At 70.3% G+C, this 24,293-nt stretch carries 26 protein-coding genes and 2 tRNA genes; 14 read left to right on the plus strand and 14 right to left on the minus strand.

What is annotated here, in order from left to right; all coding sequences use genetic code 11:
* Positions 1 to 82: 82 nt before the first annotated feature.
* The 7 genes from ACFSNB_RS05595 to ACFSNB_RS05625 form a co-directional block, all read right to left on the minus strand.
* Complete coding sequence (locus ACFSNB_RS05595; RefSeq protein ID WP_377315053.1) at positions 83 to 466, minus strand: 2Fe-2S iron-sulfur cluster-binding protein; 384 nt, start codon at positions 464 to 466, stop codon at positions 83 to 85.
* A 60-nt stretch (positions 467 to 526) separates the two neighbouring features.
* On the minus strand, positions 527 to 1,384 hold the full coding sequence (locus ACFSNB_RS05600) for an SIR2 family NAD-dependent protein deacylase (RefSeq protein ID WP_377315054.1): 858 nt from the start codon (positions 1,382 to 1,384) through the stop codon (positions 527 to 529).
* Between the two features lie 46 nt (positions 1,385 to 1,430).
* Positions 1,431 to 1,643, minus strand: coding sequence for a putative nitrogen fixation protein NifT (nifT, locus tag ACFSNB_RS05605; protein WP_377315055.1), 213 nt, complete (start codon positions 1,641 to 1,643; stop codon positions 1,431 to 1,433).
* A gap of 54 nt (positions 1,644 to 1,697) precedes the next feature.
* Entirely contained in the window at positions 1,698 to 1,997 is a 300-nt protein-coding gene (locus ACFSNB_RS05610; RefSeq protein WP_377315056.1) for a nitrogen fixation protein NifZ, read from the minus strand.
* A gap of 43 nt (positions 1,998 to 2,040) precedes the next feature.
* A complete protein-coding gene (locus ACFSNB_RS05615; RefSeq protein ID WP_377315057.1) occupies positions 2,041 to 2,226 on the minus strand; it encodes a 4Fe-4S binding protein in 186 nt (61 codons plus the stop codon).
* Between the two features lie 29 nt (positions 2,227 to 2,255).
* Entirely contained in the window at positions 2,256 to 3,728 is a 1,473-nt protein-coding gene (gene nifB, locus ACFSNB_RS05620; RefSeq protein ID WP_377315058.1) for a nitrogenase cofactor biosynthesis protein NifB, read from the minus strand.
* Between the two features lie 230 nt (positions 3,729 to 3,958).
* Positions 3,959 to 4,273 carry a hypothetical protein gene (locus ACFSNB_RS05625; RefSeq protein ID WP_377315059.1) on the minus strand — a complete coding sequence of 105 codons (315 nt, stop codon included), beginning with the start codon at positions 4,271 to 4,273 and terminating at the stop codon, positions 3,959 to 3,961.
* Positions 4,274 to 4,506: 233 nt separating this feature from the next.
* Between ACFSNB_RS05625 and minC the strand changes: the two genes are divergently transcribed.
* From minC to ACFSNB_RS05655, 6 genes are all read left to right on the plus strand, one after another.
* Positions 4,507 to 5,235, plus strand: coding sequence for a septum site-determining protein MinC (minC, locus tag ACFSNB_RS05630; RefSeq protein WP_377315060.1), 729 nt, complete (start codon positions 4,507 to 4,509; stop codon positions 5,233 to 5,235).
* A gap of 22 nt (positions 5,236 to 5,257) precedes the next feature.
* Positions 5,258 to 6,070, plus strand: a complete 813-nt coding sequence (minD, locus tag ACFSNB_RS05635) for a septum site-determining protein MinD (protein ID WP_377315061.1) — start codon at positions 5,258 to 5,260, stop codon at positions 6,068 to 6,070.
* Positions 6,067 to 6,336 carry a cell division topological specificity factor MinE gene (minE, locus tag ACFSNB_RS05640; protein WP_377315062.1) on the plus strand — a complete coding sequence of 90 codons (270 nt, stop codon included), beginning with the start codon at positions 6,067 to 6,069 and terminating at the stop codon, positions 6,334 to 6,336. Before minD ends, minE begins: the two co-directional genes overlap by 4 nt.
* A 523-nt stretch (positions 6,337 to 6,859) precedes the next feature.
* Positions 6,860 to 8,542 carry a methyl-accepting chemotaxis protein gene (locus tag ACFSNB_RS05645; RefSeq protein WP_377315063.1) on the plus strand — a complete coding sequence of 561 codons (1,683 nt, stop codon included), beginning with the start codon at positions 6,860 to 6,862 and terminating at the stop codon, positions 8,540 to 8,542.
* Between the two features lie 210 nt (positions 8,543 to 8,752).
* Positions 8,753 to 11,476, plus strand: a complete 2,724-nt coding sequence (locus ACFSNB_RS05650; RefSeq protein WP_377315064.1) for a hybrid sensor histidine kinase/response regulator — start codon at positions 8,753 to 8,755, stop codon at positions 11,474 to 11,476.
* A gap of 6 nt (positions 11,477 to 11,482) precedes the next feature.
* Entirely contained in the window at positions 11,483 to 12,541 is a 1,059-nt protein-coding gene (locus tag ACFSNB_RS05655; protein WP_377315065.1) for an HD domain-containing phosphohydrolase, read from the plus strand.
* A 120-nt stretch (positions 12,542 to 12,661) separates the two neighbouring features.
* On the opposite strand, the gene modD is transcribed toward ACFSNB_RS05655, so the two are convergent.
* The 3 genes from modD to guaB all read right to left on the minus strand — a co-directional run bounded on the left by modD (position 12,662) and on the right by guaB (position 16,015).
* Positions 12,662 to 13,510, minus strand: a complete 849-nt coding sequence (gene modD / locus ACFSNB_RS05660; RefSeq protein ID WP_377315066.1) for a ModD protein — start codon at positions 13,508 to 13,510, stop codon at positions 12,662 to 12,664.
* Positions 13,507 to 14,478, minus strand: coding sequence for an ATP-grasp domain-containing protein (locus ACFSNB_RS05665; protein WP_377315067.1), 972 nt, complete (start codon positions 14,476 to 14,478; stop codon positions 13,507 to 13,509). Before ACFSNB_RS05665 ends, modD begins: the two co-directional genes overlap by 4 nt.
* Before the next feature lie 76 nt (positions 14,479 to 14,554).
* Entirely contained in the window at positions 14,555 to 16,015 is a 1,461-nt protein-coding gene (gene guaB, locus ACFSNB_RS05670) for an IMP dehydrogenase (protein ID WP_377315068.1), read from the minus strand.
* Positions 16,016 to 16,286: 271 nt separating this feature from the next.
* Here guaB and ACFSNB_RS05675 point away from each other — a divergent pair, with 271 nt between their 5' ends.
* The 3 genes from ACFSNB_RS05675 (at position 16,287) to ACFSNB_RS05685 (ending at position 17,550) form a co-directional block, all read left to right on the plus strand.
* Positions 16,287 to 16,472 (plus strand): hypothetical protein, encoded by a 186-nt coding sequence (locus ACFSNB_RS05675; RefSeq protein WP_377315069.1) that lies wholly within the window; start codon positions 16,287 to 16,289, stop codon positions 16,470 to 16,472.
* A gap of 11 nt (positions 16,473 to 16,483) precedes the next feature.
* On the plus strand, positions 16,484 to 16,798 hold the full coding sequence (locus ACFSNB_RS05680) for a hypothetical protein (protein WP_377315070.1): 315 nt from the start codon (positions 16,484 to 16,486) through the stop codon (positions 16,796 to 16,798).
* 77 nt (positions 16,799 to 16,875) lie between these two features.
* Complete coding sequence (locus tag ACFSNB_RS05685) at positions 16,876 to 17,550, plus strand: RluA family pseudouridine synthase (protein WP_377315077.1); 675 nt, start codon at positions 16,876 to 16,878, stop codon at positions 17,548 to 17,550.
* Here the strand turns inward: ACFSNB_RS05685 and ACFSNB_RS05690 are convergent.
* The 3 genes from ACFSNB_RS05690 to purQ all read right to left on the minus strand — a co-directional run bounded on the left by ACFSNB_RS05690 (position 17,525) and on the right by purQ (position 20,773).
* The gene (locus tag ACFSNB_RS05690; RefSeq protein WP_377315071.1) at positions 17,525 to 17,770 is read right to left on the minus strand and encodes a BolA family protein; all 246 of its coding nucleotides are present in this window, start codon (positions 17,768 to 17,770) and stop codon (positions 17,525 to 17,527) included. The genes ACFSNB_RS05685 and ACFSNB_RS05690 overlap by 26 nt on opposite strands.
* A gap of 115 nt (positions 17,771 to 17,885) precedes the next feature.
* Positions 17,886 to 20,087: a phosphoribosylformylglycinamidine synthase subunit PurL gene (gene purL, locus ACFSNB_RS05695; protein ID WP_377315072.1), complete on the minus strand. Its 2,202-nt coding sequence runs from the start codon at positions 20,085 to 20,087 to the stop codon at positions 17,886 to 17,888.
* Complete coding sequence (purQ, locus tag ACFSNB_RS05700) at positions 20,084 to 20,773, minus strand: phosphoribosylformylglycinamidine synthase subunit PurQ (protein WP_377315073.1); 690 nt, start codon at positions 20,771 to 20,773, stop codon at positions 20,084 to 20,086. Before purQ ends, purL begins: the two co-directional genes overlap by 4 nt.
* Before the next feature lie 472 nt (positions 20,774 to 21,245).
* On the opposite strand from purQ, the gene ACFSNB_RS05705 reads away from it, so the two are divergent.
* Complete coding sequence (locus ACFSNB_RS05705; protein ID WP_377315074.1) at positions 21,246 to 21,758, plus strand: DUF192 domain-containing protein; 513 nt, start codon at positions 21,246 to 21,248, stop codon at positions 21,756 to 21,758.
* 54 nt (positions 21,759 to 21,812) lie between these two features.
* Positions 21,813 to 22,754, plus strand: a complete 942-nt coding sequence (locus tag ACFSNB_RS05710; RefSeq protein ID WP_377315075.1) for a transglycosylase SLT domain-containing protein — start codon at positions 21,813 to 21,815, stop codon at positions 22,752 to 22,754.
* 172 nt (positions 22,755 to 22,926) lie between these two features.
* Here ACFSNB_RS05710 and rlmB read toward each other — a convergent pair whose 3' ends face one another.
* Positions 22,927 to 23,742, minus strand: coding sequence for a 23S rRNA (guanosine(2251)-2'-O)-methyltransferase RlmB (gene rlmB, locus ACFSNB_RS05715; protein ID WP_377315076.1), 816 nt, complete (start codon positions 23,740 to 23,742; stop codon positions 22,927 to 22,929).
* Positions 23,743 to 23,855: 113 nt separating this feature from the next.
* On the opposite strand from rlmB, the gene ACFSNB_RS05720 reads away from it, so the two are divergent.
* The 3 genes from ACFSNB_RS05720 to ACFSNB_RS05730 form a co-directional block, all read left to right on the plus strand.
* Positions 23,856 to 23,941: transfer RNA gene (locus ACFSNB_RS05720), tRNA-Tyr, on the plus strand.
* 75 nt (positions 23,942 to 24,016) lie between these two features.
* Positions 24,017 to 24,090, plus strand: a tRNA-Gly gene (locus ACFSNB_RS05725).
* A 77-nt stretch (positions 24,091 to 24,167) separates the two neighbouring features.
* Positions 24,168 to 24,293 (plus strand): GTP-binding protein (locus ACFSNB_RS05730; RefSeq protein WP_247871749.1); only part of this gene is annotated, 126 nt, incomplete at its 3' end.

Raw genomic sequence — 24,293 nt, forward strand, 5'->3', positions numbered from 1 at the left:
CAGGGGCGGGCAGAGCCCGCGCAGAACGGAAAAGGGCGCCCCCGGGCCGGGGGCGCCCCTCCGTCGATCCGCGGGCTTCCGCTTAACGCCGCAGATCGATTTCGACTCCGGGTTCGCCGGAGAACTCGACCAGGATGTCCTCGTCACGGACGATGTACTGACAGGCCAGACGATACTGCGGCGGGCTGTCCTTCGTCTCGGCCTTATCGAGCACTGCCTTGCTCAACTTGCCGTTGACCGACAGGGTCAGCTTTTCCTTGTCGGTGAGGTGGGTCGCCAGCGGCGGATTGTCGCCGAGCACGGTGACCTTGATCAGGCACGAGCCGCATTCACCGTCCTGGCACTGGCAGGGAATCGGAATCTCATGCTTCTTGGCCAGGGCCAACAAGGTCTTGGTGTCGCCGGCCACCGCGTAGACGGTGACGTCCTTTGCCATCACCGGCGAGCTGAAGGTTACGTTCGCCATGCTTTTCCCTCTCTGCATGCGTCGGGGGAAGGGGACCGCCGCCCCGTCCGGCGGACGACATCACGGCCGGAAGGCGGCGAGGCGGGCGACCGCGTCGGCCAGAGGCAGAAGCAGCGGCCGGATTCCCTCGACCTCCAGGAACCGGATCTCGTTGCGGGTCAGATCCTCCGGCACCACGGCATAGCGCGGCCCGCCCGAATGCTTGGCGATCTGGCGGGCGAAGTTGCGCAGGATCTGATCGTAGAAACGACAGCCCAGATAGACGAAGCCCCGGCCGGCGCGGCGGCGCTTGACCGCCTCGGGGATCGGGGTCTGGATGTCGATCTCGGTCAGCACTTCGACGTAATCGGAATCCGACACCAGCACGTCGCCGGTCGGCTGGGCGGCGCCGTGCGGCTTGTAGAGCAGGGTGGTCCAGTCCTCGGCGGCCTCGTCCGGCACCACCGTGCCGTCGGCGGTGACGGCGCGGGTCCACACCCCGCCATCGAGCCGGCGGGCCTTCGACGCCCCCTGCACCAGCCCCCAGTCGGTCCGGCCGCGTTCGAGCAGGGCGGCGCGCATCGCCCCGTCATACCAGGTATCGACCACCAGCGGCAGGCCGGGCAGCCCGGCCAGCCAATGGTGCAGCGGGGTGGGTGTCGGCACCGGGGCGAAGATCTCGGCCATCAGCCGGTCGAGGGTGACGCGGTGGCGGCTGTTCTCGATGTACTGGCTGGCATGCCACAGATTGTTGCGGAACCGCCCCGGCACCGCCACCCGGCTGCCGAGCAGATGGGCCAGCGGCCGCGCCCCCACCGGCACCGGCGGCGCGGGGTCGAGGGTCAGCAGATCCGGCCCGAGATAGGGGATCAGGCGGCCGTCGGCGATGCCCCGCCCGATCTCGTCGAGCAGGGTTTCGGTCTCGTGTCCCACACTCATTGGGTCTCCCCCTTCGCGTCCGGCGTCGTCGCGGTCGGCCGGCGGCTCAGTCCTCGTCGCCGAGCTTGCGCGCCTCGATGGTGATCGGCAGTTTGACGTTGGCCGGCTCCGGCGGCATGACGAAGCGCCAGCCGTTGCTGATCTTGATGATGCCGCCCCAGGGGGTGCCGTTCTCCATCTCGACCACCTTTTCCTCCAGGTCCTTCTTGGCGACGTAGATTTCGTATTCGTCGCCGACCTTGCGCAACATGACCTTCATGACGGGTTCCTTGGCTGGAAAAGGGGGCTGGGGGAAAGGGGAGGGCGGGGATGGTCAGCGGGAGGGGGCGTCGCAGGTCCGTTCCAGCAGGGAAAGCTCGGCGGCGCGCATCCCGACCAGCCGGGAGGATTCGATGAAATCGATGCCGTAAATGTAGTAGCGGTTGAGGAAGGTTCCGACCGAACGGACGTAGCCCACCTCGCCGCTGCGGATCAGCACCTCGCCCATCGCGGCGCCGGGAAAGGTGCCGTCATTGCGAACCTCGCGCCGCGCGGCGACCTTGTCCCCGGGTTCGAACGCCGGTGGTCCGGACAGTTCGACCGGGGGCGGGGTGTCGGCGGCGGAGTCGGTCATGACGGCTCTCCTGTTCCCGGCGCGCGTGGCTTGACGCCGGCGCTTACGCCTTGACGATCGCTTCGGCCGGGCAGACCGCCTGACACTTCGGCGCGTCGCCGTCACACTCGGTGCACTTGGCGGCGGTGATGGCGTAGGTGTCGCCGCTCAGGGTGATCGCGCCGTTCGGGCACTCGAACTCGCAGGCGCCGCAGGAGGTGCACTCGTCGGCGTTGATCTTCAGGGCCATAACAGAAACTCCTTAATCGTCTAGATGGTTCAGGCGATGCTGGCGGATTGGTCCCGGCCGCCGAAGCGTTCGGCGTACCACGCCGCCACCGCGCTCTCTATATACTCGAATGGGTGGCTGTCGATCGCTTCAATTCCGGCCTGGGCCAAATCCTGGCGGGGACAGCGCCCGATCTTGGCGACGAACACCGTGTCGATCCCGTCGAGCGCGGCCAGGATCGCCGGCATTTTTTCATCGTCGCCCTCACCTCCCTGGCAATAGGTGCCGGCCTTGCGCACGCCGCTGAAGCGGACCCCGCCGGCATCGACCGCATAGACGTGGAACTCGCGGGCATGGCCGAAATGCTGGTTGATCCGGCCGCCGCCCTTGGTGCAGACCGCCACCAGTCTGGCCGGGGCCTGGGGCGTCGCGGCGCGGGCGAGGCCGGCGCTGGCGCTGGCCACCGCGCGGGCATGGTCGGCGCGCTCGCGCTCGACCACCTCGCGATAGACCCGGCGCGGCTCGGGATCGACCACCGGCGCCTCGGGGAGCTTGTCGAGGGTGAATTCGGCCGACAGGTCTTCGCCCAGCATGCCGACCGCGTCGGCGCGGCACTGGCGACAGTGGCGCATCAGATGGGCGCCGCCGCCCAGGCTGTCCTGCACCGCCTTGACCTCGGCCGGGGTCGGCCCGCGCACGCCGTCGAGGCCGAAGCGGGTGCCGTGGGCCGGGTCGGAGATCAGCGGCATCACGTTGTGGAGGAAGGCGCCGCGCGCCTTGATCGCCTGATTGACCGCGACCAGATGGGCGTCGTTGAGGCCGGGGATCAGCACCGAATTGACCTTGACCAGCACCCCCTTGGCGGTCAGGCGCTCCAGCCCCTCCATCTGGCGGTCGAGCAGGATCCGCGCCGCCTCGATCCCGGTGTGGCGCTTGCCCTTGAAATAGATCCAGGGGTAGATCCCGGCGGCGATCTCGGGATCGATCGCGTTGATGGTGATGGTGACGTGGTCGATGTTGTGGCGCGCCAGCTCGTCGACATGGTCGGGCAAGGCAAGGCCGTTGGTCGAGACGCAGAACTTGAGGTCGGGCAGCTTTTCGCCGACCAGACGGAAGGTCTCGAAGGTGCGGCGCCAGTCGAACAGCGCGTCGCCCGGCCCGGCGATCCCCAGCACCGACAATTGCGGGATCCGCGCCGCCACCGCCAGCACCTTGCGCGCCGCCTGCTCGGGGGTCAGCCGCTCGCTGGTGACGCCGGGGCGGGATTCGTTGGCGCAATCATATTTGCGGTTGCAGTAATTGCACTGGATGTTGCAGGCCGGCGCCACCGCCACATGCATGCGGGCGAAGTAATGGTGGGCCTCCTCGCTGAAGCAGGGATGGTCCTTGATCCGGTCCCACACCGCGTCGGGCACGTCGCCCTGGCCGGCCGGAGTCCGGCAGGACGAGGAGGAACAGCCCCCGGCGGGGGGAACCGGCAGGGACCGGGCAATGCTGCTCAGGGGGATCACGTTACCAGACACCGGCGGCCTCCTCGTCAGGGCTCGAACGCCGGGATATCAGCAAGGGGCGTGCCAACTGCCAAAAGGCGCGGAAATGCTGGATTGGGCGGTTGGGGGCGCCTGTCGCGTCCCCGACAAGACGGTACAATCCGTCGCGGATGCGACATTCCCGGGCCGCAGGGCGGGGCGAAAAAAGACGCCGCCCGGGACGCGGTCGCGCCCCGGGCGGCGGGAACCCGGACGAACCGGCCTCAGGCGAACAGGTCGGTGCTGCCGTGAGGATTGTGGGATTGGTTCGAGGTCTGGCTGCCGTTGCTGCTGGCCGACGCGGCCTGGACGGCGTGCGCGGTCTGGGTGGGGGCGGCGGCGGGCGCGGTGATCCCGCCGGCGGCGGCGGCAACGCCCGAGCCGGCCAGGGCGGCGGGGTTTTCCCCGTTGCGCGCGGTCTGGACCTCGGCCGCGTTGTTGCACAGATAGCCGTTGACCATGATCGGGTAGAGGATCTGGGCCCCGAGGGAGGTCATCGTCGCCGGCGACGAGGAGGAGGAGAAATCGGAATCTGACATGGTTTCTTCCTTTCGAACTCGCTCTTCTACGAAGTGTCGAAAACCGATAGATTCGCTCCCGCGGCTGCGGGTGCGCATGGCTTGAACGGCGCGGGGGGCGATACCGGGCGGCTTTTGCGTACCGGATCGCAGACCGCGACGAAAAAAATACCGAAAGTGGCGTTGGCCGGCAGCCGATTCTTGACCCTGCCGCCGCGCTGCGGCATGGTCCGGCTCCAGGGCAAGGAACAGAGATGAGCAACAACGAGCAGAGCGCGCGTCAGGCCAGTAGCATCACCGAGGACGCGGCGCCGTTTCAGCTCCGGGCCGCCTCCCTGACCCTGTTGACCTTGAAACTGGTCAATCCGGATGATCCGGATTTCTTTCCCAGGCTGGCGACGATGCTGTCGCTGGCCCCGGGTTTTTACCGTAATGCGCCGATCGTGCTCGACCTGTCCGGCACCGGGGTGCGGCCGCCGGTCGATCTGGCCGCGTTCTGCGCCCGGCTGGCCGAACTCGGCATCAACCCGGTCGGGGTCCAGCGCGCCAACGCGGCGTGGGAGCGCGCGGCGGTGGCGGCCGGACTGCCGTCCTTTCCCACCGGCCGCACCACCGAGGCCCAGCCGATCAGCAAGGAACCGGCCAAGGCCGCCAGCGGCGGCACCCGGATCATCGCCGAGCCGGTGCGGTCCGGCCGTCAGGTCTATGCCCACAAGGGCGACCTGATCGTGCTCGGCCCGGTCAGCCACGGCGCCGAGCTGCTGGCCGACGGCCACATCCATGTCTATGGTCCGCTGCGCGGCCGCGCCCTGGCCGGGATGAGCGGCGACAAGGGGGCGCGGATCTTCTGCCGGGCGCTGGAGGCCGAGCTGGTCGCGGTGGCCGGCCTTTACATGGTCAACGAACAATTGGAGCCGGCTCTGCTCGGCAAGCCCGCCCAGGTCTGGTTCGACGGCGAGGCCATGGTGCAGCAGGGGCTGTAACCGTCTTTAGAGGGGAAATCCTTTGGCAAAAGTCATCGTCATCACCTCGGGCAAGGGCGGTGTCGGCAAGACCACCACGGCGGCGGCGCTGTCGGCCGGGCTGGCCCTGCGCGGGCACAAGACCGTCGTGATCGATTTCGACGTCGGCCTGCGCAATCTCGACCTGATCATGGGCTGCGAGCGCCGGGTGGTGTACGACTTCATCAACGTCATCAACGGCGACGCCAAGCTCAATCAGGCCCTGATCAAGGACAAGCGGCTCGACAATCTGTTCGTGCTGCCGACCTCGCAGACCCGCGACAAGGACGCCCTGACCCAGGACGGGGTCGAGCGGGTGGTGGCCGAGCTGCGGCAGGATTTCGACTACATCGTCTGCGACAGCCCGGCCGGGATCGAGCGCGGCGCCTATCTCGCGATGTATTTCGCCGACGAGGCGATCGTGGTGTCCAACCCCGAGGTGTCCTCGGTGCGCGACGCCGACCGGATGATCGGCCTGCTCGCCAGCAAGTCGCGCGTCGCCGAGGAGGGCGGCAGCCTGCCGCAGCGCCTGCTGCTGACCCGCTACGACGCCGAACGGGTCGAGAAGGGCGAGATGCTGAAGGTCGAGGACGTCCAGGACATCCTGGCGGTGCCGCTGATCGGCATCGTGCCGGAATGCCCGTCGGTGCTCCAGGCCTCCAACATCGGCACCCCGGTGATCCTCGACGAGAAGTCCAATGCCGGCCGCGCCTATGCCGAGGCGGTGGGGCGGATGCTGGGCGACGACATTCCGGTCACCGTGCCGCGCGGCACCAAGCGCGGCCTGATCGACCGTCTGCTGGGGAGGAGCGCATGAGTGTGCTCGGTCTGTTTACCCGGCGGCCCAAGCGGACCGCCGAAGCCGCCCGGGAACGCCTGCAAATCCTGCTCGCCCACGAGCGGGCCGGGCTGTCGGGCGCCGATTTCCTGCCCCAGTTGCAGCGCGAGCTGATCGAGGTGATCCGCAAATACGTCTCGGTCGAGGAGGATCGCGTCCAGGTCCGGCTCGAACGCGAGCAGCATCTGTCGGTGCTTGAGGTCAACATCGAACTGCCCGCGCCGGGCGACGCCCGCCGCGCCTGACCCCCGCCGAGGGGCGCCGCCTTCGGGCGGCGTCGCGGCGAAAAGCCGCCGCGAAACCCACACATCGAACCGACCAACGAAAAACCCCCGCGCCGAGGGGATGGCGCGGGGGTTCTCCTTTGTCGCCCGGCGCGGGGTGGACACGCCGGAGGACGGGGGATGCGTGCGCTCCGGGGGGTGAGGCCGCATCGTCGGTCGAAGCCGGGCGGGGAGGGCCGCCCGGGCGGGACGCGAGGGGTCTGCCGGGTCGGGGGAACCGGCGACCGATCTTGCTGGGGGGATCATTGCCGCCGCTGGATTACCGCGCGATGTCTGTCGGGTGAGCCTTTTGTAATGTTGCGCCGCCATCGGCAATTTTCGGGCGAGATGTCGCTGTTGAACTGTCGCCCCCGCTTGGTTTATACCAAAAGGGATGTCCGCTAAGACCATAGTGGATTTACCCTAGTCCATCTTGACTGATCCTTTTGGTTGTGAGTGTGGAGCCGGGCGCGATGGCCATGGCGAACACGCCAAGGAGAGGGACATGCTGGAGAACCTGCGGGTCTTTCACAAAATCCTGGTCATCGTCGGTCTGCTCGGGTTTGCCATGCTCGGGGTGGCGGCGGTCTCGATCGAATCCTTTGCCAGCCTCGACGGCAAGATGGATGCGGTGACGGAAAGCGGGCAGGCGGCGCTGCTGGCCTCCCGCCTCAACACCAACATCCAGGCGATGAACGCGGCGATGGCGGTGGCGCTGATCGAGCCCACCCCCGCCGCCTTGTCCGACGGCGAGGCCAAGGTGGCGGCCGAACGCGAGCTGTTCCAGCAACGGCTGGCGGTGGTGCGGCGCGATGCCGCCGCCCATCCCCGCCGCCGGGCGATGGTCGAGGAGGTCGCCACGCGCGAGCAGGCGTTCGAGCAGGCGATCGCCGCCGCGTTCCAGGCGGGGCGCGCCGACGACATGGCGATTCTGCACCAGCAGGTCCGGGCCGCCGCCATCGCCGCCGCCGCCGGCCGCGAATCGGTGCGCGCCCTGTTCAAGCTGGAGGAGGAGCGCCTCGCCGCCGTCACCGCCGAGGCCGACGCGCTGGCGAGCCAGCGCATCAAGCTGCTGCTCGGCGGTTCGGCGCTGGCGCTGGTGCTGGCGGTGCTGATCAGCGGCTTCCTCGCCCGCAAGGGGGTGGTCGAACCGCTCCAGGGCTGCGTCGGCGCGGTCGAGGCGCTGGCCGAGGGCCGGCTTGACCGCGCCATCGTCGGGGCGGGGCGGCGCGACGAACTGGGCGAGGTCGCCGCCGCCCTGGTGGTGCTGCGCGATCGGCTGGCCGCCAACCGCGCGCTCGAGGCGGCGGCCAAGGCCGAGGCCGAGGCCAAGCTGCGCCGGGCCGAGCGGATGAACGAGATGGTCGCCGTGTTCGACCGCACCGCCAATTCGACCCTGGGCGAGGTCGCGGTGGCCTCCGACGCGATGGGCCAGACCTCGACCTCGCTGGAACGCGACGCCACCGAGACCGGCAGCCGGGCCCAGACCGTCGCCGCCGCCGCCCGCGAGGCCGCCACCAACGTCGAGACCGTCGCCGCCGCCGCCGAGGAACTGTCGAGTTCGATCGCCGAGATCTCCCGGCAGGTGACCCAGTCGATCGAATCCTCGTCCCAGGCGGTGCGCGCCGCCGACCGGGCCGGCACCACCGTCGCCGCGCTGTCGCAGGCGGCCGGGGCGATCACCGCGGTGGTGCAGCTGATCACCGACATCGCCAGCCAGACCAACCTCTTGGCCTTGAACGCCACGATCGAGGCGGCGCGGGCGGGCGAGGCCGGCAAGGGGTTCGCGGTGGTGGCGGGCGAGGTCAAGAACCTCGCCAACCAGACCGCCCGCGCCACCGAGGACATCACCCGGCAGGTGGCGGCGGTGCAGACCCAGACCGAGGAGGTGGTGCGGGCCCTGGCCGAGGTGGTGTCCTCGATTCGCGGCATGGAGCATGTCTCGGCCCAGATCGCCGCCGCGGTCGAGGAGCAGAACACCGCCACCCGCGAGATCGCCCGCAACATCGAGCAGGCGGCGGTCGGCACCGGCGAGGTGTCGGCCAACATCACCGGCATCCAGGCCGCCGCCGGCCGCAACGGCGCCGGCGCCTCGGACGTGCGCCAGTCGTCGGAGCGGCTGAGCCGGGGCGCCCAGACCCTGCGGGTGGCGATCGAGGATTTCCTCGGCGGAATCCAGGCGCTGTGATCCCGGCGCGGGGGGCGTTGCCCCCCATCGCGGGAGGGGGCCCCGCCGCCGCCGGTCGCTCCGGTCTTTACCGCGACGCGACTCTCGGCCGATAATGGCGGCCGATCGTCATGGGCGCGGCCCGGTTGCGCCGCAGCACGGAGAAGCGGGGATGGACGCTCGCCACAGCGGGGCGGATCCGATGCCATCCGGCGGCGGAGGCCGCTGCTGATGCATCCCGAGCTGGCGCGGCAGTTGGCCGAGGCGTTCGGCTCCGACCCGGCGTCGATGCTCGACGCGCTGGCCGCTCTCGATCCCGCCGCGCTGCCGGCGCCGCTCGTTCCCCTTGTCGCCGGGCTGCCGGCCCTGCTCGACGCCGTCGAGGCCCGCTATCGCGCCGGGGAGCACGACCGGGCCGGGGCCGTCGCCCTGCTTAACCGCAGCGTCGGCGAGATCCTCGCCGCCAACGGCCAGCAGGCCCCCGCCACCGCCGCGCTGGGGCTCGAGGACGTCAGCGGCGAGATCGCCCGGCTGGTGCGGGCGTTCAACGCGGTGCGCCGCGAGCTGGAACAGCAGAAATTCGCCCTCGACCAGCATGCCATCGTCAGCATCACCGACGCCGACGGCGTGATCGTCTATGCCAACCGGAAATTCTGCGAAATCAGCGGCTACCGCCCCGAGGAGCTGATCGGGCGCAACCACCGCATCGTCAAATCGGGGCTGCATCCGCCCGAATTCTATGCCGGGATCTGGCGCACCATCACCGCCGGCCATGTCTGGCACGGCGAATTGTGCAACCGGGCCAAGGACGGCTCGCTGTCCTGGCTGGCGGCGACCATCGTCCCCAGCCTCGACGAAGCGGGGCGTCCCCGCCAGTTCGTCGCCATCCGCACCGACGTCACCGCCCGCAAGCACATGGAAAAGGCGATGGCCGAGGCGGTCGAGCGGGCCGAGGCCGCCAGCCAGGCCAAGAACGAGTTCCTGGCGACGATCAGCCACGAGATCCGCACCCCGATGAACGGCATCATCGGCATGACCAGCCTGCTGCTCGACACCGACCTCACCCCCGAGCAGCACCATTTCGCCGCCACCGCGCGCGCCTCGGCCGAGGCGCTGCTCGGGCTGCTCAACGACATCCTCGATTTCTCGAAGATGGAGGCCGGGCGGCTCGACCTTGAACACAGTCCGTTCGAGATCGCCCCGCTGATCGAGGGGGTGGTCGACATCCTGGTGCCCCGGGTGCGGGTCAAGGGGCTGGAACTGACCTGCCGGGTCGGGGCGGAAACCGACGGGCTCTATCGCGGCGATCCCGGCCGGCTGCGCCAGATCCTGCTCAACCTCGCCAGCAACGCGATCAAGTTCACCGATCACGGCGCGGTGGCGATCGAGGCCGGCTTCGACCCGGCGGCGGCGGAGCGGCCCCGGCTGCGGGTGACGGTGCGCGACACCGGCATCGGCATTCCCGCCACCGCCCACGCCCGGCTGTTCGGCATGTTTTCCCAGGCCGACGCCTCGATGGCGCGGCGCTATGGCGGCAGCGGCCTCGGGCTGGCGATCTGCCGGCGGCTGCTCGACCTGATGGGCGGCCAGATCGGCTTCGACAGCACCGAGGGGGAGGGCAGCACCTTCTGGTTCACCGTGCCGCTCGAACGGGTGGCCCCGGCGGCGGGCGAGGCGCCGCCGCCGGGGCCGGCCGCGCCGCTGGCGGGGCTGCGCCTGCTGGTGATCGACGACCATCCCGCCAGCCGCGAGATCCTCGCCCGGCAGCTCGCCGGCTGGGGCATCGAGGTGGCCGAGGCCGCCGCCGCCGCCGCCGGGCTGGCCGCGATCCGCGCCGCGCCGGGGCAGGGGCGGCCGTTCGACGGCCTGATTCTCGACCATCTGATGCCGGGGATGACCGGGCTCGACCTCGCGGCGGTGCTGCGGGCCGATCCGGCCACCACCACGCTGCCGATCCTGCTGGTTTCGTCCGGTGATCTCGCCGAGGTCCAGGATCTGGCCCGGGCGCTGCGGCTCGACCGGGTGCTGGCCAAGCCGGTGCGGCGGGCCGCCCTGCGCGACGCGCTGGCGGCGATGTTCGGCCGGGGCGGCGCTGCCGCCGCCACCCGGCCCGAGCCGCTCCCGCCGCCGCCGACGCGGCCGCTCAAGGTGCTGGTGGCCGAGGACAACGCGATCAACCAGCAGGTGGCGGTCGGCCTGCTCGCCAAGCTTGGCCACCGCGCCGACGTCGCCGACGATGGGGCCGAGGCGGTCGAGCGGGTGCGCCAGGGCGACTATGATCTGGTGCTGATGGACATGCAGATGCCCCGCTTCGACGGGTTGGCCGCCACCCGGCGGATCCGCACCCTGCCCGGGGCCCGGGCGGAGGTGGTGATCATCGCGATGACCGCCAACGCCACCGCCGGCGACCGCGCCGCCTGCCTCGCCGCCGGGATGAACGATTATCTCGCCAAGCCGATCGACCGCCACCGCCTGTCGCAGTTGCTCGACCGCTGGGCCGGCCGGCTGACGGCGGGGGAGCCGCCGCCGGCCGCCTCGCCGCCGGTCGATCCGGTCCTGCTGCCGCCGGTGGCCGACGAGGCGGTGCAGGGCGAACTGGTCCGCGCCCTCGGCCCCGAATCGGTCGGGCGGCTGTTCCGCGTCTTCCATGCCGGCCTCGCCGCGCGTGGCGAGGAGATCGCCCGGGCGGTGGCGGCCGGCGACGCCGTGCTGGTCGCCACCCTGGCCCATTCGCTGAAGGGGGCGGCGGCCAATCTCGGCTTCGTCCGGCTGGCCGAGGCGGCCGGGCGGCTCGAACAGGCCGGGCGCGATGGCGGCGGGCTGGCGCCGGCCGGGGCCGCTCTCGCCGCGGCGCTGCGGGTCACCGCCCGGCATGGCTCGGCCAGCGCCGAGGGATCTGACGCAACAAGAGACGGCGGCGCGCCCGACGCGCCGCCGCCGGTCGGGCAGGGGTGAGGCAGCATGCAGGTTCACATCATCGACGACACCGTCTCCAATCTGATGCTGTTCGAACAGATCGTCCGGCGCGTGGCGGAGGAGATCGAGGTCACCTGCTATTCCGATCCCCAGCAGGCGCTGGAGGCGGCCGAGCGGGCGCTGCCCGACCTGATCCTGGTCGATTACGTCATGCCCGGCCTCAACGGCCATCAATATGTCGAGCGGGTGCGCGCCCTGCCGGGTTCGCGCGACGTGCCGATCATCATGATCACCGCCACCACCGAACGCTCGGTGCGGCAGACCGCGCTGGAACTCGGCGTCACCGATTTCCTCGCCAAGCCGGTCGATCCCAGCGAGATGCAGGTGCGGGTCACCAACCTGCTGGCGCTCAGGCGCAGCCATCTGCGCCTGCGCGACCAGAACCGCTGGCTGGCCGAGGCGGTGCGCCAGGCCACCCGCGCCGTGCTGGCCCGCGAGGAGGAACTGGTGCTGCGGCTGGCCAAGGCGGCCGAATTCCGCGACCCGGAAACCGGCGAGCACATCCAGCGCATGGCCCATTATTCCCGCCTGATCGCCACCGGCCTCGGCCTGCCCGAGGAGGAATGCGAGCTGATCTTCAAGGCGGCGCCGATGCATGATGTCGGCAAGCTCGGCACCCCCGACGAGATCCTGCTGAAGCCCGGCCGGCTGACCGATGCGGAACTGGTGGTGATGCGCCGCCATCCCCTGATCGGCCACGCCATCCTCGACGGCAGTTCCTCCCGCCTGATCCAGCTCGGCGCCGAGATCGCCCTGACCCATCACGAACGCTATGACGGCACCGGCTATCCCGCCGGCCTCGCCGGGGAAACCATCCCGCTGCCCGGCCGCATCGTCGCCGTCGCCGACGTGTTCGACGCCCTCACCAGCACCCGGCCCTACAAGCCGGCCTGGTCGCTGGAACGGGCCCACGCCTTCGTCAAGGACGAGATCGGCCGCCATTTCGATCCCGGCTGCGCCACCGCTTTGCTCGCCGCCTGGACCGAGGTGCTGGCGATCCATCACCGCTTCTCCGATGCCCGGGAAGCCGCTTCGGTGCCGTGAGCGCGGGCGCTGCCCGCGACCCGCCGGGGCGATGCCCCGGACCCCCTTTGTTTTTATCGATGAAAAAGGGTGGGGTTTGGGGAGCCCTGCTCCCCAAATGGGTGCGGGCGGTAGCCCGCTTTATGCCGGGTCGATCGAGACGGCGACGTCGCGGGGTTTGGCCCAATAAGGGGCGGAGGTGACCAGCACGTCGGCGCCAGCGCGGGCGTAGGCGGCGGCATTGTCCGCGTTGATTCCGCCGGCGGCGGCGATCGTCACCCGGCCGGCCAGGGCGTCGGCCACCTCGGCCACCGCCTCGGGGCTGAATTTTTCGAGCTGGATCACCTCGGCCCCGGCGGCGGCGGCCTCGAACGCGGCGGCGGCGTCGGTGACCTCGACCACCACCCGGCGTTCCGGGCAGGCCGCCTTCAGCCGCGCCACCGTCTCGGCCAGCGGTTGGCCGGGGAAAAAGGCGCGGTGCTCGGGGAACAGCAGCAGGCTGTCGGACAGGCCGAGCCGGTGCGGGGTGGCCCCGCCGGCCAGGATCGCCTTGACCGCCACCGCGCGGGTGCCGGGCATCGCCTTGCGGGTGCAGGCGACCACGATCTCCGGCCGTTCGGCCCGGGCGGCCGCGACGATCGCGGCGGCGGCGCTGGCGATGCCCGAGGCGGTCTCGACCAGGGTCTGCGCCACCTTCCAGGCCATCAGCAAGGCGGCGGCGGGGCCGGTGGCGGCGAGGATTTCGGCCCCGGGCGTCAGGGCGGTGCCGCTGGCGGTCAGGCGTTCGATCCGGCCGCCGGCGCGCTCGATCAGCCGCGCCGCCTCTTCGCTGGCGCAGGCGACCATCGCGCCGCGCGCGGCGAAGCGCATCCGGCCGGGTTGGGCGCCCAGGCCAAGGCTGCGGCTGGTCAGGTCGCCATAGGGGGCGTCCTCGGCGAGGAAGTGCTCGATCTCGGCATCGGACAGGGGGAAGGGCGGGAACAGGGTCATCGCGGCTCTCCGGCGGGGGCGAACACCCGGTCGAGCGCCTCGGCATAGAGGGCGGCGGCGCGGGTATGGAAGGCGGGCGACACCCGGGCGAAGCTTTCCATCATCAGCCCGGCATTGATCTCGATCACGGCGAGGCCGTCGGCGGTTTCGACCAGATCGATCGAGGCGACCTCGATCCCGATCGCGGCGGCGGCGGCCTCGGCCAGGGCCAGCAGCGGCGCGGCGGCGGCGGGGTCGAGCAGTTCGGGGCGGTTGCCCCAGGCGAGGTTGTGCTTCCAGCCGAGCGTCACCGTCTCGCCCCGGGCCGGCACCCGGTCGAGCCCGCCCAGCCGGCCGGACAGCGCCTCCTGCTCCAGCAGGCGGGCGGCGGCGGGCTGGCGGGCAATCTCGGCCCGCAGCAGGTCGAACAGCGGGGTGGCGCCGTCGCCGGTCAGGGCCGGGCGTTTCTTCTCATAGGCCAGCTTGCCCCGTCCGCCGACCACCACCACCCGCACCTCGCGCTCGATCGCCAGGAACGGCGACAGGCACAGGCTGCGGCCGGCGGCGAACAGCGGATGCACCGCCGCCTCCAGTTCGGCCTCGCTGCGCACCCGCTGCACCCCGATCCCGCCGGTGCCGGTGTTGGGCTTGCACACCACGTCGCCGCCGTGGCGGTGGAAATAAGCGAGCATCGGCCGCCAGTTGCCCGGCAGCGGGATGTATTCGGCCATCGCCGGGGCGTGGAACAGCAGATGTTCGACGCTGGGCAGGCCGGCCAGGGTCAGGATCTGATGGGTGGCGGCCTTGTCGTTGGCCACCTGCAACGCGGTCGAGCGGTTGAGGCCGAGATCGTAGCCGAACACGAGGTGACGGCGGCCGCCACCCTCCAGCACGAAGGCCCAATCGTCGCACAGCGGCGTCAGGGTCAGGCCGCGCCGGGCGCAATAATCGCGCAGCACCGCGACCAGGATGCGGGACTGGTTCTGCATCGGCCCTTCCTCCCCGGGGGGCGAGCGGATGGCCGGCCCCCGCCGCGCGCCGGGGCGGCGGCGGGGGCGCGGGCGGCTACTCGCTCTTGTAGTTGGGGGCTTCCTTGGTGATCGACACGTCGTGGACGTGGCTCTCGCGCAGGCCGGAGGCGGTGATGCGGCGGAAGGTGCAGTTGGTCTGCATCTGGGCGATGGTGGCGTTGCCGGTATAGCCCATGCCGGCGCGCAGGCCGCCGATCAACTGGTGGATCACCGTGCCGACCGGACCCTTGTAGGCGACCCGGCCCTCGACCCCTTCCGGCACCAGCTTCAGCTTGTCGCTGACCTCGGCCTGGAAATAGCGGTCGGCCGAGCCACGCGCCATCGCCCCGATCGAGCCCATGCCGCGATAGGATTTGTAGGAGCGGCCCTGGTAGAGGAACACGTCGCCGGGGCTTTCCTCGGTGCCGGCGAACAGCGAGCCGATCATCACGCAATCGGCCCCGGCGGCGATCGCCTTGGCGATGTCGCCGGAATATTTGATGCCGCCGTCGGCGATCACCTTGACCCCGGCGGCGTGGGCGACCTCGGCCACCTCCATCACCGCCGACAGCTGCGGCACGCCGACGCCGGCCACCACCCGGGTGGTGCAGATCGTGCCCGGGCCGATGCCGACCTTGACCGCGTCGGCCCCGGCCTCGATCAGGGCGCGGGCCGCCGCCGGGGTGGCGATGTTGCCGCCGATCACCTGGGTGCCGGGCATCGCCTGCTTGATCGCCCGCACGGTGTCGATCACGCCCTTGGAATGGCCGTGGGCGGTATCGACCACCACCACGTCCACCCCGGCCTCGACCAGGGCCTGGGCGCGGGCGAAGCCGTCGGGGCCGACCCCGGTGGCGGCGGCGACGCGCAGCCGGCCCTTGCTGTCCTTGGCGGCGGTGGGGTGGGTTTCGGCCTTCTCGATGTCCTTCACCGTGATCAGGCCGATGCAGCGGTATTCGGCATCGACCACCAGCAGCTTCTCGATCCGGTTCTGGTGCAGCAGGCGCTTGGCCTCGTCCTTGCTGACGCTTTCGCGCACGGTGATCAGCCGCTCGCGGGTCATCAGCTCGTGCACCGGCTGGGCCGGGTTGGAGGCGAAGCGGACGTCGCGGTTGGTGAGAATGCCGACCAGCTTGCCGCTGCCGCGCTCGACCACCGGAATGCCGGAGATCTTGTGGTCGGCCATCAGCGCCAGCGCCTCGGCCAGGGTCTGGTCGGGATGGATGGTCAGCGGATCGACCACCATGCCGGATTCGAACTTCTTGACCTTGCGGACCTCGGCGGCCTGGGCCTCGATCGACAGGTTCTTGTGGATCACGCCGATGCCGCCATGCTGGGCCAGCGCGATGGCGAGGCGGGATTCGGTGACGGTGTCCATCGCCGCCGACAGCAGCGGGATGCGGAGTTCGATCGCGCCGGTCAGCGCGGTGCGGGTGTCGGCCTGGGCAGGCAGCACCTCGGACTCCGCCGGTACCAGCAGAACATCGTCGAACGTCAGCGCTTCCTTGATGATCATGCCACCTCCGGGGGGAAAAAGGGAACGGACCGGCGGGCGATCCCCGCGACCGCCCCCGGGGCCGAAATTCGGCAGGGAAACCCGTGTGGCGCGCCATCATACACGATCGCCGCCGCCTCTCAAGGATTCCCGGCGCGGGGGTGGGGTGATCCTGGCGCGCGGCCCGGGGCGACCCGGCCTTGTGCCCGGCCCGATCCTATCGTATAAGTTGGAGCGGGGATGAGCAGGCCGGAGCCACCGGCAGGCATGGCGATACGCCCGGGGGGCGCGCATGAGACTGTTCAACGCCGTTCTCGAATGCCCCCATTGCGGGGAAAGCTGCGAGCATCGCGTGATGGTGTATGGCGACGGGACGGCGGTGGCGTGGTGCAGCGTCTGCCACAACCCCGTCGAACTGTTGGTGACCCAGTTGCGTGCCCGGCTGGCCAGCCGGCGCGGACGACAGGCAGCGGAATGACCTTTACCAGATTGTTTTTTTCTCCCCTCCCGCTGGCGCTCGGGCTGGCCGGGCTGGCCCTCGCCGGCTGTAGCGCGACCTCGGTGCCGTGGCGCAATCCGTCGGTGTCGCCCGAGCAGACCCGCCACGATTATTACGCCTGCCGCCGTCAGGCCGAACGCGATTCCGGCTGGCGCGAGGAAAGCGCCTCCGGTCCGTTCCGCGATTACGACCGCCAGCAGGCCAAGGCCATCGCCGATTCCAGCCTGAAGGCCTGCATGGTCGGGCTCGGCTATCAGCCGATCGACCGGGCCGCCGCCGACCGGCCCAAGCCGGCGGCACCGTGACCCCGGCGCCCGCCGCGCCCGACCCCGCCGCCGTTCCCGACGCCCCGTTCCTCAGCCCGGACGCGCTGCGGGCGCGGGTGCTGTACCGCGACGGGGCGGTGCTGGTGCTCGACAAGCCGGCGGGGATCGCCGTCCATGCCGGCCGGCCGGGCGACGACCATCTCGGCCGCCATCTCGACGCCCTGCGGTTCGGCATGGCCCATCCCCCTGAACTGGCCCATCGCCTCGACCGCGACACCTCGGGTTGTCTGGTGCTCGGCCGCCATCGCCGCGCCCTGGCCCGGCTGGGCGAGATCTTCGCCCAGGGGCAGGCCGACAAGGTCTATTGGGCGGTGGTGATCGGCCGTCCCCGCCAGGAGGAGGGGGTGATCGAGCTGCGGCTGAAGAAACGCGCCGCCAGCTTCGGCTGGCGGATGGAGATCGATCCGCGCGGCGGGCAGGAGGCGGCAACCCGCTGGCGCCTGCTCGGCTGCGACGGCCGCCTGTCCTGGCTGGAATGCCGGCCCTTGACCGGCCGCACCCATCAGATCCGCGCCCATTGCGCCGCGATCGGCCATCCGCTGGTGGGCGACCGCATCTATGGCCGGGGCACCGGCACCTTGGCCGGCGACCGGCTGGCGCTGCATGCCCGCTCGGTGACGCTGCCCTATCAGCCCGCCCATCCCCCGATCGCGGTGGAAGCCCCGGTCCCGCTCGCGCTGGCGCCCCTGCTGACCGCCTGCGGCTTTAGCGAGCCGCTTCCTCGGGGGTGAGGGTCTTGAGGGCGAGCGCGTGCAGCTCCCCGCCCATCCTGTCGCCCAGGGCGGCATAAACCGCCTGATGCCGCCGTACCGGCGACAGACCGGCGAAGCGGGGCGACACCACCCGGGCGGCATAATGATCGCCATCCCCGCGCAGATCCTCGATGGTGACCTCGGCCTCGGGCAGGGCGGCCCGGATCAGGGCTTCGATCTCGGCGGCCGGCATCGGCATGCTTCACCTCCTGTCAGGGGGATGACCCCTCCGGGGAGGTCCAGGAACCTCAGGTTCCTGGCGGGTGCGGGCAGAGCCCGCCTCCCTTTTTTCCTCTCCCCGTCCGGGTTCGCTGTCAGTCCTGCCCGCCGGCCATATAGTCCGGCAGCCAGGATTCGTGGGCCTTGGCCAGCTCCTCGACCGCGATGGCGCGGCCGCCGACGCTGATGACGTGCCCACCGGTGCGGCCGATGACACGGACCGCGGTGTCATGCTCGACCGCCTCTTCCAGCACGGTCGGCAGATCGTGGTCATGGACCTCGATGACGTAGCGCCCCTGATCCTCGCCGAAGCACCAGGCATGCAGCGGCAAGGTCGAGGGCGCCTCAAGCGCGGCGCCGACATAGTCGGCCGAGGCCATCGCCATTTCCGCCACCGCCACCAGCAGCCCGCCGTCGGAGACGTCGTGGCAGGCCTGGACCAGCCCGTCATGGATCATCTGGCGGACCAGTTCGCCGGCACGGCGTTCGCGGTGCAGCGCCACCGGCGGCGGCGCCCCGTCCTCGCGGCCGCAGATCTCGCGCAGATAGAGCGAGGCGCCGAGCCAGCCCTTGGTCTCGCCGACCAGGACGATGGCGTTGCCGGCCGCCTTGAAGGCGACGCTGGCCGAGCGGGAGACGTCGTCGAGCAGGCCGACGCCGCCGATCGCCGGGGTGGGCAGGATCCCCTCGCCCTGGGTCTCGTTGTAGAGCGAGACGTTGCCGGAGACGACCGGGAAGTCGAGTTCGCGGCAGGCCTGCCCCATGCCCCGGATCGATTCGACGATCTGGCCCATGATCTCGGGCTTTTCCGGGTTGCCGAAATTGAGGTTGTCGGTGACCGCCAGCGGCAAAGCGCCGACCGCGCACAGGTTGCGGTAGGCCTCGGCCACCGCCTGCCGCCCGCCCTCGTAGGGATCGGCCAGCACGTAGCGCGGGGTGACGTCGGTGGTCAGGGCCAGCCCCTTGCCGGAGCCGTGGACGCGGACCACCGCGGCGTCGCCGCCGGGGCGCTGGACGGTGTCGCCCATCACCATGTGGTCATACTGTTCCCAGATCCAGCGGCGCGAGGCGAGGTCGGGGCAGCCGACCAGGGTCTTCAGCGCATCGACCGGGCTGACGGAAGAGGGCACGTCGCGCGGGTCGAGCGGGGCCGGCTTGACCGGCGGCAGCCAGGGGCGGTCGTAATCCGGCGCGGCGAGGGCCAGCGGATCGATCGGCAGGTCGGCCACCACCGCGCCGTGATGGCGCAGCACCATCCGCCCGGTGTTGGTGAGGGTGCCGATGATGGCGAAATCGAGTTCCCACTTGTCGAACACCGCCCGGGCCAGTTCCTCGCGGCCGGGCTTGATCACCATCAGCATCCGTTCCTGGGATTCCGACAGCATGATCTCGTAGGGGGTCATGCCGGTTTCGCGCACCGGGACCTGATCGAGGTCCATGTCGATGCCGAGCCCGCCCTTCGAGGCCATCTCGAACGAGGAGGAGGTCAGGCCGGCGGCACCCATGTCCTGGATCGCGACGATGGCGTCGGTGGCCATCAGTTCGAGGCAGGCCTCGATCAGCAGCTTTTCGGTGAAGGGGTCGCCGACCTGGACGGTCGGGCGCTTCTCGGCCGAGGCCTCGTCGAACTCGGCGCTGGCCATGGTGGCGCCGTGGATGCCGTCGCGGCCGGTCTTCGAACCGACATAGACCACCGGATTGCCGATGCCGGCGGCGGCGGAATAGAAGATGCGGTTCTTGTCGGCCAGCCCCACGGTCATCGCGTTGACCAGGATGTTGCCGTTGTAGGAGGGGTGGAAATTGACCTCGCCGCCGACGGTGGGGACGCCGACGCAATTGCCGTAGCCGCCGATCCCCGACACCACCCCGGCCAGCAGATGGCGGGTCTTGGGATGGTCGGGCGAGCCGAAGCGCAGGGCGTTGAGGTTGGCGATCGGCCGCGCGCCCATGGTGAACACGTCGCGCAGGATGCCGCCGACCCCGGTCGCCGCGCCCTGGTAGGGCTCGATGAAGCTCGGGTGGTTGTGGCTCTCCATCTTGAAGACCACCGCCTGATTGTCGCCGATGTCGATCACGCCGGCGTTCTCGCCCGGGCCCTTGATCACCCACGGCGCCTTGGTCGGCAGGGTCTTCAGCCAACGCTTGGAGGATTTGTACGAGCAATGCTCGGACCACATCACCGAGAAGATGCCCAACTCGGTCAGGTTCGGCTCGCGGCCGAGGATTTCCAGCACCTTGGCGTATTCGTCGGCGGTCAGGCCGTGCTGGGCGATGAGATCGGGGGTGATCGCGCTCACGACAGGGCCTCCACCAGGGACTCGAACATCGTCTTGCCGTCGGACCCGCCGAGCAGGTCCTCGGCCAGCCGCTCGGGATGCGGCATCAGGCCGAGCACGGTGCGGCCGGGATTGAAGACGCCGGCGATGTTGTTGCGCGCGCCGTTGGGATTGCTGGCGTCATCGACGCTGCCGTCGGCGCCGCAATAGCGGAAGGCGACCTGACCCTGGTCCTCGATCGCCGCCAGGGTGGCGTCGTCGGCGAAGAAATTGCCCTCGGCATGGGCGATCGGCATCCGCACCACCTGACCGGCGGCGTAGCGGTTGGTGAAATCGGACCGTTCGGTCTCGACCTTCAGCCAGACGTCGCGACAAATGAAGCGCAGGTCGCGGTTGCGCATCAGCGCGCCGGGCAGCAGCCCGGTCTCGGTCAGGATCTGGAACCCGTTGCAGATGCCGAGGACGCGGACGCCCTTCTCGGCGCGGGCCTTGACCTCGCGCATCACCGGCGATTGCGCCGCCATCGCGCCGCAGCGCAGGTAATCGCCATAGGAGAAGCCGCCCGGCACCACGATCAGATCGAGGTCGGGCAGGGTGGTGTCACGGTGCCACACCATCAACGGGCGGCGGCCCAGGCTGGCTTCCAGCGCCACCGCGACGTCACGGTCGCAGTTGGAGCCGGGGAAAACGATGATCGCGGCTTTCAAGGGCGATGCCTTCGCGCAAGTGGGATCGAGGCTCTGGTTTACCCCGGATGCGCCCGGGTTTCCAGACGCTTGAACAGGGAAGGGCGGGGGAGACGCGAAGAGGGCGCCGTCCGGGCAGGACGGCGCCCTCCTCTTGTCGGCCGGGAGAGGGGCGGATGGCGCCGCGGGCAGCGGCTCCGCCACCGTCGCGGGGGGTTGGGGATGGGCGGGGATCCCCCGGGACGGCTTCTCCGGCGGCGGTGCGGACCTTCGTTCAACACGCATCCGATACACCTGTCACAGATCATAATCAAAGTCGTTAAAAAACGGCAACAGAAAATAGAGCAGATGTTCGGGCGTTTCTGGCGACGTTATTGGTCATTATTTGAATAGAAACTTGATAAAATTTTACGCAAATTCTCCCTCTTGCCTCCGCCCCGGCCCGGCGCGACGATGACGCCCCGTAATTGGCGGAGCGGAGAGGGCAGCGAGGATGGCGCAACGGGGATGGATTCGGGCGGTGGGGCTGGCCCTGCTGGTGGCGCTGGGGCTGGCCGGCCCGGCCGAGGCCGCGCCGGCGGCGGCCGAGCCGGCGACGGTGCGGTTCGAGCGCGCCCCGGTGGCGCTGCTGACCGCCGACGGCCGCCGGGTGGTGATCAACGCCGAGCTGGCGACCAGCCCGGCCCAGCTCGAACAGGGGCTGATGTTCCGCACCGCCCTGGCCGCCGATGGCGGGATGCTGTTCGATTTCGGCGCGCCGCGGATGGTGGCGATGTGGATGAAGAACACCTTGATTCCGCTCGACATGTTGTTCATCGACGCCACCGGCACGATCCGCTACATTGAGGAGAACGCCCCGCCGCACTCACTTGAGCCGCGCGGCCCGGCCTTGCCGGTGCGGGCGGTGATGGAGCTGGCCGGCGGCAGCGCGCGGCGGCTGGGGCTGCGTCCGGGCGATCGGGTCGAGCATCCCATTTTCGCCGCCGCGCCGATGAGTTTTCGGTAACTTTTTTCTGCTACGTTCGTTTAAGTCGCAGCAGGAACCGAGGGGCGCCCGCCGATGCAGACTCCAACCGCAGCCACCGCTTCCGCCCCCGTCGCCGGGGCGGGGGGGGTCCTATCCGGCATTCGCGAGGCCGCCAGCGCCACCGGTGTGCCGTTCGAGTATCTGTTGGCCCAGGCCACCCGCGAAAGCGGGCTCGACCCGCAGGCGCTCAACAGCCGCTCGACCGCCTCGGGCCTGTTCCAGTTCACCAGCCAGACCTGGCTCGAGATGATCCGCCGCCACGGCGCCAAGCATGGCCTGGGCGAGCAGGCGGCGGCGATCACCCGCGCCGCCAACGGCCGGCTCGACATCACCGACAAGGCGCTGAAGAAGGCGGTGCTCGACCTGCGCCACAATCCCGGCCTGTCGGCGATGATGGCGGCGGAATATGCCGGCGACAACGCCCGCATCCTCGAACGCCGGCTCGGCCGCAGCGTCACCGCCAAGGATCTTCATCTCGCCCACCTGCTCGGCGCCGGGGGGGCGGTGCGGATGCTGCGCGGGCTGGAGGAACGTCCGCAGGAACTGGCCGGGGGCATCCTGCCCCAGGCGGCCAAGGCCAATCCCGAACTGTTCCAGGACCGCGAGAACCAGACCGCCCACACCATCGCCGGGCTCTACCAGTCGGTCCAGGCCCGGTTCGAACGCGCCAGTTCCCAATCCGATCTGGCCAGCCTGCGGCCCGAGCCGCGTCCCGATGCCGAGGTGGCGCAGCAGCTCGCCCTGGCCGAGCCGGCCCCGGCGGTCGGCCTCACCACCGAGGTGCCGGCCCCGCTGTCCGAAGCCAGCGAGGTGGCCGAGGCCGCGCCGCCGCTGATCGCCCGCGCCGCCACCACCGCCGCGCCGCCGATCCCGGGCGAGGCCAACGGCTTCCGCGCCGCGATTCCGCCCCGGCTCAGCCTGTCCAGTCTCAAGGGGATGATCTCCTCCGCCCTGCGGCCGGATCCCAACGCCTGAGGCGGGCTCCGCCCGCACCCGCCAAGGGCCGCAAGGCCCTTGGAACCCATTGATGGTCGGGCGCGGAGCGGCCTGTCAGCTTGGGCGCTGGCGTTGGCCGCGCGAAGGGCCAGGAAAGGGTTCCAAGGGCCTTGCGGCCCTTGGCGGGGGCGGGCAGAGCCCGCGAAGGGGCTCAGCCGGCGTCGCGGGCCAGTTCGTAGAGGGCGATCGCGGCGGCGTTGGAGACGTTGAGGCTCTCCACCGCGCCGGAGATCGGCAGCCGGACCAGATGGTCGCAATGGGTGCGGGTCAGCCGGCGCAGGCCCTCGCCCTCGGCCCCCAGCACCAGGGCGATCTTGCCGGTCAGTTTGGCGGCGGCCAGGGTGACCGGGCCGTCGGCGGCGAGGCCGGCGATCCAGAACCCATCCCCCTTGAGGATCTCCAGCGCGCGGGCGAGGTTGGTCACCCGCACCAGCGGCATCCGTTCCAGCGCGCCCGAGGCCGATTTGGCCAGGGTGCCGGTTTCCTCGGGGGCGTGGCGGTCGGGCACCACCACCGCCAGCGCGCCGAACGCCGCCGCCGAGCGCAGGATGGCGCCGACATTGTGCGGGTCGGTCACCTGATCGAGCACCACCACCACCGCGTTGGCCCCGGCGGCGCGGCCGATATCCTCGATCCCCCAGCCGGGCAACGGCTCGACCTGGGCGGCGACGCCCTGATGCACCGCCCCGGCCGGCAGCAGCCGGTCGATCTCGGGCCGGGCCAGGGTCTCGACCGCCGGTCCGCCGGCGGGCAGCGACCGCGCCGCCTCGGCGGTGGCGACCAGCCGCCGCACCCGCCGCTCGGGGTTGGCCAGCGCCGCCAGCACCGCGTGGGTGCCATACAGCCAGACCGTGCCGCCGCCACCGCCCGATCGGGGCTCGCGGCGAGTGCGTCCCTCGCTTCGCGCCGATTCGGCATTGTTGCGCTGGGTCTGATGATCGTTCTGATTGATTTTTCTCGGTTTCATCGGGGGCTCCTTGCCGTTCCAGGTTTTACGGTGCGTTTTTCGTGTTGACAAGGATGGGCAATTTCTCATAGTACAGCGCTCCCGTCGCCCCCGGCCTAGCCAGGGAAGACGATGGAGGGGTGGCCGAGCGGTCAATGGCAGCAGACTGTAAATCTGCCGACGGAAGTCTACGAAGGTTCGAATCCTTCCCCCTCCACCACTTTCTTCCGGACGATCCGGGAGGCGGGGTGCGCTTTCGAGGTGGCGCCGGATGGCGCGGTCGCTGGGCGGATTGGCGGGTGTAGCTCAATGGTAGAGCAACAGCCTTCCAAGCTGATGACGGGGGTTCGATTCCCCTCACCCGCTCCATCCGCGTGGAAGGCGGCCCGACCGGGGTCCAGGCATTGGTTCAATGCGGCAGCCGCCGCGATCAGACGGGTTGAAAAATGGCTAAGGCGAAATTCGAGCGCAATAAGCCGCATTGCAACATCGGCACCATCGGTCACGTCGACCATGGCAAGACCTCGTTGACTGCGGCGATCACCAAGGTTCTGGCCGAGTCGGGCGGGGCG

Source organism: Phaeospirillum tilakii (assembly GCF_042683125.1).
Lineage (GTDB): Bacteria > Pseudomonadota > Alphaproteobacteria > Rhodospirillales > Magnetospirillaceae > Phaeospirillum > Phaeospirillum tilakii.